Raw genomic sequence first — 12551 nt, 5'->3', positions numbered from 1 at the left:
CCCCTTAATATCAGTTGTATTACCCCATTCGTTTATTAGCATCGATAGCTTGGTCTAACGGCGGTTAAGTGTACTGTGCTGGTTGTGCGCTCTAAGAAACCACCTTCACAATAACTTAAGTAAAACTTCCACATGCGGATAAAATCATCGCCATAACCTAACTCTGTGATCGTTTCTTTAGCATGATCAAAATTATCATGCCAATGCTTCAAGGTGCGAGCATAGTCTAGGCCAATATCATCAATAGACCATATCACCATATCGGTTTTGTTAGCGATATGACGCGACATCTCACTAATTGAAGGCAAGCAACCACCTGGAAAAATATAACGCTGAATAAAGTCGACACTTTTGCGATAACTATCATAACGTTGATCGGCTATGGTAATTGCTTGAATTAGCAATTTACCTTCAGGCTTTAACAGATGTTGTAGCTTTTCAAAAAATCCCGGTAAATATTCATGCCCAACCGCTTCAATCATTTCAATCGATACCACACGATCATATTCACCTGTCAGTTCGCGGTAATCTTGCTTTAACAGGGTAATTTTATCCGCTAAACCTTCGCTATTAACACGCGCAGCCGCATAGTCATACTGTGCATCTGAAATAGTGGTAGTGGTAACCGAGACGCCGTAATGCTTTGCAGCATAAATAGCTAACGCGCCCCACCCTGTGCCCACCTCTAAAAGAGTTTGTCCTGGTTGTAAATCTAAACGCTGACAAATGGTGTCTAACTTGTGTAATTGCGCCTCTGCAAGACAAGCATCATTAGTGGGATAAATTGCACTTGAGTACATCATTTCTGGGTCTAAAAATGTTTGGTACATATCATTGCCCAAATCATAATGAGCCAGAATATTTCTTTTTGAGCCCGATTGAGAATTTCGGTTAAACACGTGCTTAACTCGATTGATACCATTACTCAACCAGGAAAAATAACGTTCAATGTTATCTAATAGTGCTAAGTTTCGGGCAAATACTTGCACAACTTTTGTCAAATCAGGGCTACACCAGTGTCTTTGAATATAAGCTTCACCTGCACCAATTGAACCACCAAATACGACCTGACGATAAAAACTAGGATGCTGAACTTGCATGGTGGCATGTAACGGACTGTGTTGATCTCCAAATACATGGGATTGAGTACCATCAACTATCGTCAATTGTCCCTGAGCCAGATTTGCTAAAGCACGCAGTAAAATCTTTTTAGCCAAACTGTCTGATAACGAGGCTTGAGCGATACTGCTTTCGGTTGCGATGTTGTCCATGTCTGACTCCATTTAAATACAAGGTACTCTTTAATTTTTAATATCAACTAGCAATACGCACCTGAAAGAATTTTGGATTCATTTTTGAAACTAAATCAGCATTTAAGTTGGCAGCTTAACTTTGGGTTTGCCAACAAAAGGAATACGCTTAATAAACAACTTCATGGCCTGCCAATAAATACCCATAACAATTTTTGCGGTCATTAAAGGATAGCCCAATACAAAGCGTTGAATATTCTTGGGTGTAAAAGGTTGGCGTTTTAATGCAATAGTGGCGTCAAATAACTTAGCGTTTTGATCATTACGATTCTCGATAGTCACTTTAAGATGCTCCTGCGGCGGCACAATTCGCCATAAATAGTGCATATCTAAGGTCATAAACGGAGAAACATGGAATACCTTATCTGTATGCGTGGTATTTGCTAAATCAACCAAATAGCAATGCCGTTCGTTCCAGGGAGTATTACTGACTTCTGCCAACATATATAAAGGAGCATCGTCTTGATAACAAAAAAAGAAGTTAACGGGACTAAAATAAAACCCGAAATGACGAATTTGGCCACAAAACACTACACGGTTACACGCCGTTTGGGCGCCTAAGTGCTTTATGGTGGTTAGGGCACGCAATTTTAACGCAGCGACCGAAGGCAAATGTTTTGCTTTGAATTGCAAAGCAAAATCCTCACCAAATTGCTTATCAATGCTGTTGAGGTAATCTTCGGCTTTAAAGGTTAATAATGCCCTACTCTGGTCAAATAATTTAGATGAACTGACTAGTTGGGGTAATTCGTCTAAATCTAACGCCATCATGGCAATATCGTAACCAAAACTGTGGCGTTTGGGTGCATGTCTTCTATGGCTGACTTTGCCATAATAAATACCACTTTTAAAATCACGCGTTTGCGCCGAAGAATCGGTCATAAACTGATCCCAAATTGATTGCACACATCTACAGCACTTCTAACACCATCTTCATGAAAACCGTTATACCAATATGCGCCAGCAAAATAAGTATGACGTTTACCAGATATTAAGCTGCGTTTTACTTGAGCTTGCATACTCGCTTCATTAAAAACAGGATGAGCATAATTGAATTTTCGTAATATTTTGCTTTCATCAATTAAGTCAGTTTGATTTAAGGTCACGCAAAATGTCGGCGCATTTTTGGGTAAGCGCTGTAAAATATTCATATTATAAGTGACGCTTGCAGGTCTATCTGCAATGGCAACTTCGTCATCACCTTCTAAACGGTAATTCCAACTTGCCCAGGCGGAACGTCGTTTAGGCAATAAACCAATGTCGGTGTGCAACACCACTTCATTATTTTGATATGCCATAGCCGATAAAATGTGTTGCTCATCAGTGCTAGGGTCGCTCAACATCGCCAGCGCTTGATCGCTATGACAGGCTAAAATAACATCATCAAAATGCTGCCATTCGCCATTGGCGATTTGCACTTTAACCCCCTCATCGGTACGCATAATTGCCGTAACAGGGCTATTCAATAAAATATTATTTTTGAAAGGCTCAATTAATGCTGGTATGTAACTTCGCGAACCGCCTTTTAATACAGACCACTGTGGACGGTCACTAATATTCAGCAAACCATGGTGTTGAAAGAAGCGGATAAAAAAGCGCAACCCAAAAGCACGCATGTCATTGATGCTTGAAGACCAGATTGCCGCACCCATTGGTAAAATGTAATGCTCGCAGAAAAAGTCACTGAACTGATGTCTGTCGAGGTACTCGCCTAAACTAATTTCTGGGTAGTTGTCTGATTCATAAATGGCTTTACAGCTATTATTAAAACGCACGATTTCTGCCAGAAATCGATAAAAACTCGGACGTAATATATTGCGTTTTTGGGCAAATAAACTCCAAAGAGTATGGCCATTATATTCAAGGCCAGTATGAGCGTTGTGAACACTGAAGCTCATTTCTGTTGGTAACGATTCCACGGCTAACTTTGCCATTAACTTTTCAAAACGAGGGTAAGTTCTGTCATTAAATACAATAAAGCCTGTGTCTATCGCATAACTTTCACCATCGACTTCAACATCGACTGTCGCAGTGTGGCCACCAATATAATCATTCGCTTCAAATACAGTAACATGATGCTTACTGCTCAGTAAGTGCGCGCAGGTTAACCCTGATACTCCGGTTCCTATTACGGCAATTTTTTTCATTATTATTTTTCTCCACAACCACATTCACGCTAATACTGTTGATACGTATTTTTCAGCCAATTAGATCGTTGTTATTTTGTTGGCTTTTCAGCAAGTATTTTAATTAATAACATCTCAGGTAACCAAGATAAGCACTTCAATATAAAGGTAAACCTTTTAGGAAAGTGGATTTCAAACTGACGTTTTCCCATTCCTTCATAAATCCGCTTGGCAGCTTGCTCACTGCTCACTCTCATCGGCATAGCAAAATCATTTTTGTCTGTTAATGGCGTTTTAACAAAACCTGGGCAAATCACACTCACACCGATAGCTTTATTCGGTTTTGCTGCTAAATCCAAACGTAAACTGCGGCCTAAATAACTAATAGCAGCTTTAGATGCGCCATAAGCCTCAGCTCGTGGAAAGGGTAAATAGGTTGCACTTGAGCTCATCAACCCCAGTTGCCCCCCTTTTGCCATTAACGGCAAAAAGGCTTCAATACAATAACCAATAGCAATTAAGTTGGTGGTAATCACCCGACTAAACAGTGATGAATCAAATTCGAAAACATTTTCTATGTATTCACAGGTACCAGCATTTAGTATCACTTGCGTAAGTGACACATTTTTTTGCAACAGGTATTGGCTTAACGCTGCACTTGCGGCGTTGACTTGCTCGGGCGCTGTTATATCAAATGTCAAAAAGTGGTGAGTATTTAATTGATTAAGTATCGACTCATTTCTTCCACATGCGATGACATGAAAACCCTGAGCGATATAATAATTGACGCAGGCAAGGCCAATACCGGATGTTGCTCCGGTAATCAGCACAGCCTGAGATGATGTTGCGCTCTGCGAAATCATAAGTTCAACCTATGCGTTTTTTAAGCAAATTGATTAACCCACCTAACAGCGGGACATGTTGGTACAGCATTTGACCTGCATCGAAATAATCTCGATGAAAATAAATTTTGTCGTTGAATTTAAGCAAGCTTGAACCATCTACATGAATAGTTTGGCCTTTATTTAACTTAGGATGCGAATAGCTCATTACCCAATATAGCGCAGCCTGATGTTGACATTCACTCAAGACTATTTGATGAATATCAAATTCAATATGAGTAATGTTTTGGTATAAATTAGCAAAATATTCCGTTAATGCTGCCATTCCATCTACTTGATGCAAAGGGTCTTGAAAATGCACATCTGAACTGTAGACTTCTGTTAATTTTTGTAAATTATCTTTATTAAGCTTTTGATAAAGCTCAATAAACAACCCAACAATCTCAGGTGTGTTGTCGTTAGGTAACGCGAATTCGGTTACATTTAACGTATTTTGCATATTCTGCTCTCTTGTATCGTTCGCATATTTACCATAAAACGCAATGTAGTAAATTACAATGCCTTATATGACAACAACATATATTGTCTTGGGGACAATATATGTGATTTATTTCACTTACAAAAAATACGGCAATCAGCAGCAAATAGATCAAAAAAAGCGCTTAATATTTTAAGCGCTTTTTTATCAATAAAATCGAATGTCAATTGTGATATCAGTTAATTTTCATAACCCTGGCGAGCAACTGGGTGCCAGTGTTTATCGACTTCATCTTTAATAAACATCACTTTTGCGGCTTCTGCGGCATCTTTATCAAAACCAATTACAGCATGTGCTTTCTCTTTGGTACTGATGTCAGGGTAATCCACCTTTTCGACATCAAGCTGTTTCAATATCATTGCCAGCAAAGTGCGCGACAAGGTCACTTGTTCAATCGCTTTATCCAATAAAGCGTTCCCCTCTTCGGGGTTATGAGCGTACAAACCATGGGAGGCCATGGCAAAATCCCAGCGCCATTGCCCATGACGAATGCCCATGATGGCGTCATTCATTAATGGCCATGTTGCTCCAGCATCCCAAGCTGCTTTTGCCTCAAAATGTGCTTTAACCAGTAAGTCTTCAACTTGGCGAGCTTTAGTATTAATTTGTTGTTTTTTTTTAGCTAATGTTTTGCTAATCGCCTGCTGACTAGAGTGACAAGCCTTACAGGTATTATCGAAATGTTCTAGTGCGTTGCCGACTTTATGATCGGTAAACTCATTACCTTTATCATCGGTTGCAGGTGGCATATGGCAGGTGATACAGGTAACGCCAGCTTCAGCATGTTTGCTGCGGCTCCAATGCTCAAACTCTGGGTGACGCGCCTTTAACATCGGTGTTTTTGAAATAGGATGGATCCATTCATAAAAACGGCGGGTGTCATAATACTTTTCAATATCATCGGCGGTGCTGCCAAATATCCATGGAATATTGACTTTATCACTGCGCTCAGGCTGAAAATAATACGTCACATGACACTGACCGCAAACTTGAGCACCTTGCATGCTGGTATTTTGTTTGTCGAAAGGCAGCTTTATTTTGGCCATAGCATCCTGTGCATGTGGACGAGGTAGCGCCAATTTAGCACTGCCGTCTTCATGACAATCGCTGCAATACACCACTGATTTAATTTCAGTGCCTAAATCGGTAAAATTGGCGCCAGAAAATCCTTCTATACCCATTTCGTTCATCAATCTTGGAGCATCAGGTGTTTTGCAGGTCCAACAACTGGCTGAAAGCCCTTTTTTACCTTCTTCGACTGACACGCCAGTACGTAAAATATGAGTGACATCAGCCACCGCAAATTGATGCCCACGAGGGCTGTTGTACTCTTTTGCAAAAGACGAACCGGCCCATAAAATGATGTTAGCTGGATATGCTGCTAGCATGTCTTCTTTATCGGCTTGCTCTGATGTCGCCAACCAAGTTTGATATTGATTAGGGAACTTAGTCTGGTTAGTCTCATCAACATTTGCCATCGCAGGCAAAGCGTATATCACACCTGCGCCAGCAAGGATTGACACTAACAAATGGTATTTACTTAATAACATAGCTCACTCTTCTTATATTTTACCCAGGACGACCATCTAATCGAGGTTTAGTTAAAATAGGGGCGTAATACCACACAAACATACCAAAACTAATAAACCAACACGCCCCAGCTAACCATAACCAAGTGGAGGAATATTGCGGCGCAAGTAAAGGCATTACGGCGCGTAATATTGCCGCTAGCGGCAAGCAAGAAAAGGCCAGTATCATATTAGGGCCTTGATAAATATTACGACTAGTATGACCTAAAGAGACGCGCGATATCATCGACAAACACAAAGATGCAATCCCCCCAACAGCAAATAAATGCAGTAACGTACGGTATGCAAACTCGTTGTTGATATTCCAAGCCATCGCAAGCAGGGTTGCAGGTAACGCCCAATATGAAACATGTAAAGACCACAACATAGGTTCTTTAAAGGTTTTGTGCCCTTTCCAACCCAATACTCTAATCAATTGTAATAGTCCGGCGCTAAACAAAATACCTTGTTCAATTTCACGCGGAAATATATGAAATACTGACTGCACAAACAAAACACCCATAACCAATATTAACGTTAATTCAAGTGCTTGTATGGGATCAGGCTTTGAATGTTGTAACTTCATCGCAGTGAAAAAGGGGATCACTCGCCCACCAACGACGGTGATCACCATTGCCAACCACCAAATCATTGCCTGCCATAACTGTGTCGATAGCGAAAAATTACGTTCATACAGGGCATAATAACTGACTAAGTTAACAACCAGCGCCAGCATAATCATTATTGGAAAACCAATGTTTCGCCACTGTTTTACTTTATAAATACAACGCCATAGAGTGGCTGCTGTAATACCTAAAAATAAGGTATCAAATAATGCTGGCAGCCAAATAGGAATATCAAAAGGCATTAATAACAGCAAACGAGCGACTAACCAACAGCTGAACGTTACCGCTAACAAAGGCCCTTTCATTGTCGGTTGATTTGTCCAGGTTTGTGCTGCCGTAAGCAAAAATCCGCTCACGATAGCCAGTGCAAAACCAAACAACATTTCATGAGGATGCCACCATAGCGGCAGCACATTGGCCCAAAACTGACCATTAAATAAACTGTATTGTGGCGTAAACCAGCCCATTAACCATAGCGGAATATACAAAGCAGCAACAACGGCCCCTCCCAAGAAGAACGGTCTAAAGCCTAATCGCCAAATTGCAGGTGTTTGCTCAATGTCACGGGGGTCATCAATGTTTAACATTTATTATCGCCTTAAACATGCATTAAATATAAATCTTTAATGCAGTTTAAGCTCATCAATGCTTTCGTTCAATAACAATAGCGCTCAATGATGAATAATTACCTAAAACTGTGATCTACGCGTTACTTGCGCAATAAGGATTTTGACAGAAACGAGGACCAACGACGCTGTTGTGATTGTTTTTGTTCTAGTGAAAAAAGTTATTAGCCACCATGATGAGGCTAACCCCGTTTTAGTGCTCCTAAGACCTCAAGTGCGCGCTTTCTAGCAAAGCCATGCTCAACGATGGGCGCAGGGTAGGCCTTTTCTTGCTTGGCGCGTTCAGAAAATAAATCGGCCATTGAATTAATATGCTGTGCTTTTAGATGTGGCTCGTGGATATGCTTTAAGCTCCAATCGGCAACTTCAGGTACAAAATGTTTTATAAAGCTCGCATCAGGATCAAACTTACTGCTTTGAGTCATAGGATTAAATACCCTAAAGTAAGGTTGGGCATCACACCCTGTGCCTGCTGACCATTGCCAGCCACCATTGTTAGCGGCTAAGTCGCCATCAATCAGCTGTTGCCTAAAGTATTGTTCACCCCAGCGCCAATCTACCAGCAAATGTTTAGTTAAAAAACTTGCCACGACCATGCGTAAACGATTGTGCATCCAACCCGTTTGATTAAGTTGACGCATGGCAGCATCAACAATCGGGTAACCTGTTTGCCCTTTACACCATGCACTAAATTCATCAGCATCATTACGCCACTGAATGTTATTGCCCAATAGATTGAAGTTTTGCCCACGAGACAGCCGCGGAAATGCCACTAACAAGTGACGATAAAACTCGCGCCAAATTAACTCGTTCAACCAAGTTTTGGCTGGGCTTGCCTCATTAATTAATGCATCAGGGTAATAGTACAAAATAGCGGTAATACATTGGCGAGCACTGATTACCCCTATCGCTAGATAAGGAGATAATCGACTAGTGCCCTCTAATGCCGGAAAATCACGTTGTAACTGATAATCGGCTACATCTTGTTTTAAAAACCGAGTTAACATGTCTCTGGCAACACCTTCACCACAATCCCAACTTTCACTACTGACGGGGTTGGGATAATAATCACCAAGACTAAAATGTATTGGAGCAGGCACATCAATTGGCACTTCAAATATAGCCGCTTTAAGCGGTTTAATCAGAATGCTTGCAGCCTGCTTTTTCCATTCTTTTGCAAACGGGGTAAACACCTTATACATTTGCCCGGCTTGATTTTGCACACTGCCAGGTGCTAACAAGCAGTCTTGATCAAGCAAATGCAGCGGCAAGCTGGCGTCTATTAAGGCTGCATCACGTTGGCGCTCGTTAAACTCAGGTTCATTCGCGGCATAAATCACCCCGATGTCATGCACGGCGCAAAACTCGCTTAACCATGGCGCTATGTCAGCAAAAGTATTTAACTGCACCACGGTTAGTTCAATACCAATTTTTGCCAAAGACTGGGCTAATAAATTGACGTGCCGCTCAATAAAATCGATTTGGATTGCTGCAACATCATGCTCAGCCCATTGCTGTGGGGTAACAAAATACAGCGCTTTCACTTGGCTACCGTATTGCTTGGCAAAAGTACATGCCATCGCCAGCGCAGGATGATCGCTGATGCGAAAATCCTGCCTAAACCATACTGCACAGTTAACATTTTGCTGCATCAATACGACTCCAACTTAGTAAGCATAACGCAATTTAAGCTCTTCTGGGTGTGGGTTTAGATACACTTGGTTTTCAATATATTCAGTTGGAAACTCTTTCAAATAATGATTAATCAATGTCATAGGCACCAATAACGGCAACAGACCTTGACGGTATTTCATAATGGCATCGGTTAACTCTTCTTTTTGGCGAGCATTTAAATGTTTCTTAAAGTAGCCCTGAATATGTTGTAACGTACTGGTGTGATTTTTACGGGTTGCTTTGACTTTTAACGCCGTCATTAAGCCTTCAAAATAGGTTTGCGCCGACGCCTCTAAATCTTCAAGGTTAGCGAGAACAGGTCCAAGCTCGCGATACCACTTAGGACTATGTGCCATTAATAGATATTTATAACGTGAATGAAACAGGATTAATTTGTGCTTGGTGAGTCCTGATGCCATCATATTGCGCCAATCATGGTAGGCATAAACGCGAGTAAAAAAGTTCTCTTTAATGACCATATCATTCAAGCGCCCTTCTTCTTCAACAGGCAGGTAGGGATACTTATCCATCAAGGCTTTAGCAAACACCCCTACACCTGTTTTCGTGCTGTTATTAGTGCCCTTCTTATACTCTAAAACACGTTCCATACCGCAGGTTGGTGATTTAGCACAAAAAATATAACCGCCTAGATTGCCGAGTTCCTGCACTTTATTTTGGCTAAATTCGTGCAGCTTTGCGGTAACATCTAACGTGCCGTCAGCACTTTGAATTAGCAAAACATCGCCATCTTTAATTTGACGAATACTTTTACGTGGCGCACCCATACCGATGGCCATTTCAGGGCAAATACTGGTGTATTCAAAAAACGGCGCAATTTCTTTCGCGCAGTAGTAAGAGTTTTTATGGCCACCATCAAAACGAACCTCACTGCCTAACAAGCAACTACTGATACCGATTTGGATTTTTTGCGGAACAAATTCTTGAGGTTCACTCATCTTTACGCACTCCTGTGGCGGTAAATAACATCTAATAAAAAAATACGTGTTAGTAATGAAAATAGTTCAATTTAAAGAGAAAAACTTAAATTTAGCTAAATAAAAAACAGAGCCTAGGCTCCAAAGCGCAACAGTTAATTTTACAAACTGTTGATCAAAGTGCTGTGTGGTGAGTCATTTGAAGCATAAGCAGGTGCACATGAAATTTAACCTTAATCCTAATCAGTCATCCAGCCCCTTTTTAGCTATAGACGATAGTCAATAACTATAGAATCCTGCTGATGTGCAGGTTTTGAAAATAATAGATGTCTTCACTGGCTTCAATGGTCTTAAGTTGATAACCAGTCTTTAAAATAACTAGGAAGTTGGCCAGTCCAACGCTTAAAAGAGCGTCTAAAATTATTGCTGTCTGCAAATTTTAATTGTTTTGCGATAAGAGTGTTTGAACAGCCATTAATAACGAGTAAATAAATCGCTTGCTGTAATTTTACTTCGTCCTGTAGCTGCTGGAATGTCGTATTAAAGTCTTTCAAACGGCGTTTAAGAGTTGCTGGGCTGAGTGATAATTGTGCTGCTATTTCTGGAAGTGTGGTGCTTGTTTGGTAAGACTTTTTTAAATGCAGTCTTACAGCTGCAGGCAAGCCGATATTAAATGGCTTTTGGAAATACTGATATCGAGCAAGTCGTTTAGCCTGCAAAAAGCTTTGACTATTTCTGAGTGAAAAGGCTGTTTGGTTTAGTGATAAGTCAAAGCTAACAACACCAATAGGTTGATTGAATGTGAGTTTGTCTCCAAGGTATTTGTAGTATTGGTCAATATTACTTGGAGAGCTATAAGGCAATGAAAAATGTCCTTGAAAGCGACAGTGAGTGAGTTGTTTAAAGCATGAGACCAAGCTTGATAAAGTTAATTCAGTAAAAAACTGTTGTAGCTCAGGTAAACTTAAATCTTGTTGGAACAGTATATGTTGTTGGTTTTGCGTATGCCAACGTGATGTTTGCAACCAAGGTTGTAAAGACCAATAGTGACGTTGCCAAAAAAATTGAGCTTGCGAAAAGTCTCTGCTACACAATAGCCCTTGGGTCAAAATGCCACTTTGAGTTGTAAGCCATTGTTGGCCTAATATAAAGGCAAGATCATTGCTAGGCCATAATTTTATGGCATTGCGTATCAGAGTTGATAGCTGAAGGATGCTAATATGACTATCAACTAAGGTGAAGTCTTTTTCAAAAATACGAGTACCGGTCAATAATAAATGGATCGGCACTTGGCGCTGACGAAAAAGTGAAAAAATGGTTGCTGGTAGCAATTGAATATTGATGCACTTAGTATCGGCATAAGCTACAGCATGCATTATATTGCCTTTGGCCAACATTGTTGTTTGACCTGTTCTAATTTAATGTTTACTTGCTCAATAAACTCTTCTGCATTATTTATATTTTTTTTCCCTTCAATAGGTAAAAACTCAATAGCATAGCTCGCTTGGCAATCTAACTTTTTAATGGCATTAATGAGCTCTATTGCCATGGCGTCAGCAAATGTTTCACTACAGTTTGGTAGCATAATGATAAATCTATCACCTGCGTATCGGCAGACTAGATCCTGAGTTCGCAACTGAACTGCAAGCATTTGAGCAATATTGATCAAACGCTGATCTCCTTGGGAGAATCCATATTTTATATTGATTTGATTGAAATTATCTAAGTCCAGCATGATTAGTGCTGTAGATTGGAATTTAGCCATATTGTGATTGAGCTGAATACGCATCGCGCGAGCATCACACAGTAAAGTTAACTGATCGACTAATTGATGTTCACGATAAAATTGCTCTCGCGTTCTCAATTGTTCATTGATAGTAGCTTGCTCATCTCGCCATAACCATAAGCCTACAGTAAGCACGATAAGACCTAAGGGGGTAGGGATTTTTTCAAAGAACTTAAACCATGAAGGTAAACTTTCACTTAAGAAAAACTCATCTAATAAGTCCATATAACAACCTAAACAGTATCCCGTTAGGCCAATAGTTAATAGCCAAGTCACCCGACCACCGGGACGCGCAGATAATATAAGCACTAGCCAACTCGCACCTAGCACTAATAACGCCCCTTCAGAAACCACATCTAGTAAATCAATATTATTAGTTAGTTTTAATTGTGCTTGTAATAAACACAAACTAAATATCAAGGAGAACAAAACTGCAATACTAAGATTTATTTTAACCTTATGATTTGTAGTCATTAAACTAATTTTCATCTGTTAAATAGGTGCGTTAACTGTAAGTGAT

The 12551-nt window shown here is 40.3% G+C and carries 11 protein-coding genes; all 11 read right to left on the bottom strand.

The window, feature by feature from the left end; genetic code table 11:
* Nucleotides 1-35 precede the first annotated feature (35 nt).
* The 11 genes from NE535_RS04370 to NE535_RS04320 all read right to left on the bottom strand — a co-directional run bounded on the left by NE535_RS04370 (nt 36) and on the right by NE535_RS04320 (nt 12505).
* Nucleotides 36-1271, bottom strand: a complete 1236-nt coding sequence (locus NE535_RS04370; protein WP_261297461.1) for an SAM-dependent methyltransferase — start codon at nt 1269-1271, stop codon at nt 36-38.
* Between the two features lie 102 nt (nt 1272-1373).
* Entirely contained in the window at nt 1374-2192 is an 819-nt protein-coding gene (locus tag NE535_RS04365) for a DUF1365 domain-containing protein (protein WP_261297460.1), read from the bottom strand.
* The gene (locus NE535_RS04360) at nt 2189-3457 is read right to left on the bottom strand and encodes an NAD(P)/FAD-dependent oxidoreductase (RefSeq protein ID WP_261297459.1); all 1269 of its coding nucleotides are present in this window, start codon (nt 3455-3457) and stop codon (nt 2189-2191) included. Before NE535_RS04360 ends, NE535_RS04365 begins: the two co-directional genes overlap by 4 nt.
* A gap of 71 nt (nt 3458-3528) precedes the next feature.
* Complete coding sequence (locus NE535_RS04355; RefSeq protein WP_261297458.1) at nt 3529-4299, bottom strand: SDR family NAD(P)-dependent oxidoreductase; 771 nt, start codon at nt 4297-4299, stop codon at nt 3529-3531.
* A 4-nt stretch (nt 4300-4303) separates the two neighbouring features.
* Complete coding sequence (locus NE535_RS04350; RefSeq protein ID WP_261297457.1) at nt 4304-4777, bottom strand: nuclear transport factor 2 family protein; 474 nt, start codon at nt 4775-4777, stop codon at nt 4304-4306.
* Nucleotides 4778-4995: 218 nt separating this feature from the next.
* Nucleotides 4996-6294, bottom strand: coding sequence for an ammonia-forming cytochrome c nitrite reductase subunit c552 (locus NE535_RS04345; RefSeq protein ID WP_261297614.1), 1299 nt, complete (start codon nt 6292-6294; stop codon nt 4996-4998).
* A 91-nt stretch (nt 6295-6385) separates the two neighbouring features.
* Complete coding sequence (locus tag NE535_RS04340) at nt 6386-7597, bottom strand: NnrS family protein (RefSeq protein ID WP_261297456.1); 1212 nt, start codon at nt 7595-7597, stop codon at nt 6386-6388.
* Between the two features lie 221 nt (nt 7598-7818).
* Nucleotides 7819-9288 (bottom strand): deoxyribodipyrimidine photo-lyase, encoded by a 1470-nt coding sequence (gene phrB, locus NE535_RS04335; RefSeq protein ID WP_261297455.1) that lies wholly within the window; start codon nt 9286-9288, stop codon nt 7819-7821.
* A 15-nt stretch (nt 9289-9303) separates the two neighbouring features.
* Complete coding sequence (locus tag NE535_RS04330; RefSeq protein ID WP_261297454.1) at nt 9304-10266, bottom strand: YbgA family protein; 963 nt, start codon at nt 10264-10266, stop codon at nt 9304-9306.
* 329 nt (nt 10267-10595) lie between these two features.
* The gene (locus tag NE535_RS04325; RefSeq protein WP_261297453.1) at nt 10596-11621 is read right to left on the bottom strand and encodes a helix-turn-helix domain-containing protein; all 1026 of its coding nucleotides are present in this window, start codon (nt 11619-11621) and stop codon (nt 10596-10598) included.
* Complete coding sequence (locus NE535_RS04320) at nt 11621-12505, bottom strand: GGDEF domain-containing protein (protein ID WP_261297452.1); 885 nt, start codon at nt 12503-12505, stop codon at nt 11621-11623. Before NE535_RS04320 ends, NE535_RS04325 begins: the two co-directional genes overlap by 1 nt.
* Nucleotides 12506-12551 lie beyond the last annotated feature (46 nt).

This window comes from Shewanella holmiensis, assembly GCF_025370255.1.
Lineage (GTDB): Bacteria > Pseudomonadota > Gammaproteobacteria > Enterobacterales > Shewanellaceae > Shewanella > Shewanella holmiensis.
The sequence above is the reverse complement of the archived record's forward strand: the minus strand, read 5'-3'. Positions and strand labels throughout refer to the sequence as shown.

What these genes read in the sequence shown, in the direction of transcription:
- NE535_RS04370 (WP_261297461.1), bottom strand. Translation starts at nt 1,271, where the DNA reads ATGGACAACATCGCAACCGAAAGCAGTATCGCTCAAGCCTCGTTATCA.
- NE535_RS04365 (WP_261297460.1), bottom strand. Translation starts at nt 2,192, where the DNA reads ATGACCGATTCTTCGGCGCAAACGCGTGATTTTAAAAGTGGTATTTAT.
- NE535_RS04360 (WP_261297459.1), bottom strand. Translation starts at nt 3,457, where the DNA reads ATGAAAAAAATTGCCGTAATAGGAACCGGAGTATCAGGGTTAACCTGC.
- NE535_RS04355 (WP_261297458.1), bottom strand. Translation starts at nt 4,299, where the DNA reads ATGATTTCGCAGAGCGCAACATCATCTCAGGCTGTGCTGATTACCGGA.
- NE535_RS04350 (WP_261297457.1), bottom strand. Translation starts at nt 4,777, where the DNA reads ATGCAAAATACGTTAAATGTAACCGAATTCGCGTTACCTAACGACAAC.
- NE535_RS04345 (WP_261297614.1), bottom strand. Translation starts at nt 6,294, where the DNA reads ATGGCAAATGTTGATGAGACTAACCAGACTAAGTTCCCTAATCAATAT.
- NE535_RS04340 (WP_261297456.1), bottom strand. Translation starts at nt 7,597, where the DNA reads ATGTTAAACATTGATGACCCCCGTGACATTGAGCAAACACCTGCAATT.
- phrB (WP_261297455.1), bottom strand. Translation starts at nt 9,288, where the DNA reads ATGCAGCAAAATGTTAACTGTGCAGTATGGTTTAGGCAGGATTTTCGC.
- NE535_RS04330 (WP_261297454.1), bottom strand. Translation starts at nt 10,266, where the DNA reads ATGAGTGAACCTCAAGAATTTGTTCCGCAAAAAATCCAAATCGGTATC.
- NE535_RS04325 (WP_261297453.1), bottom strand. Translation starts at nt 11,621, where the DNA reads ATGCATGCTGTAGCTTATGCCGATACTAAGTGCATCAATATTCAATTG.
- NE535_RS04320 (WP_261297452.1), bottom strand. Translation starts at nt 12,505, where the DNA reads ATGACTACAAATCATAAGGTTAAAATAAATCTTAGTATTGCAGTTTTG.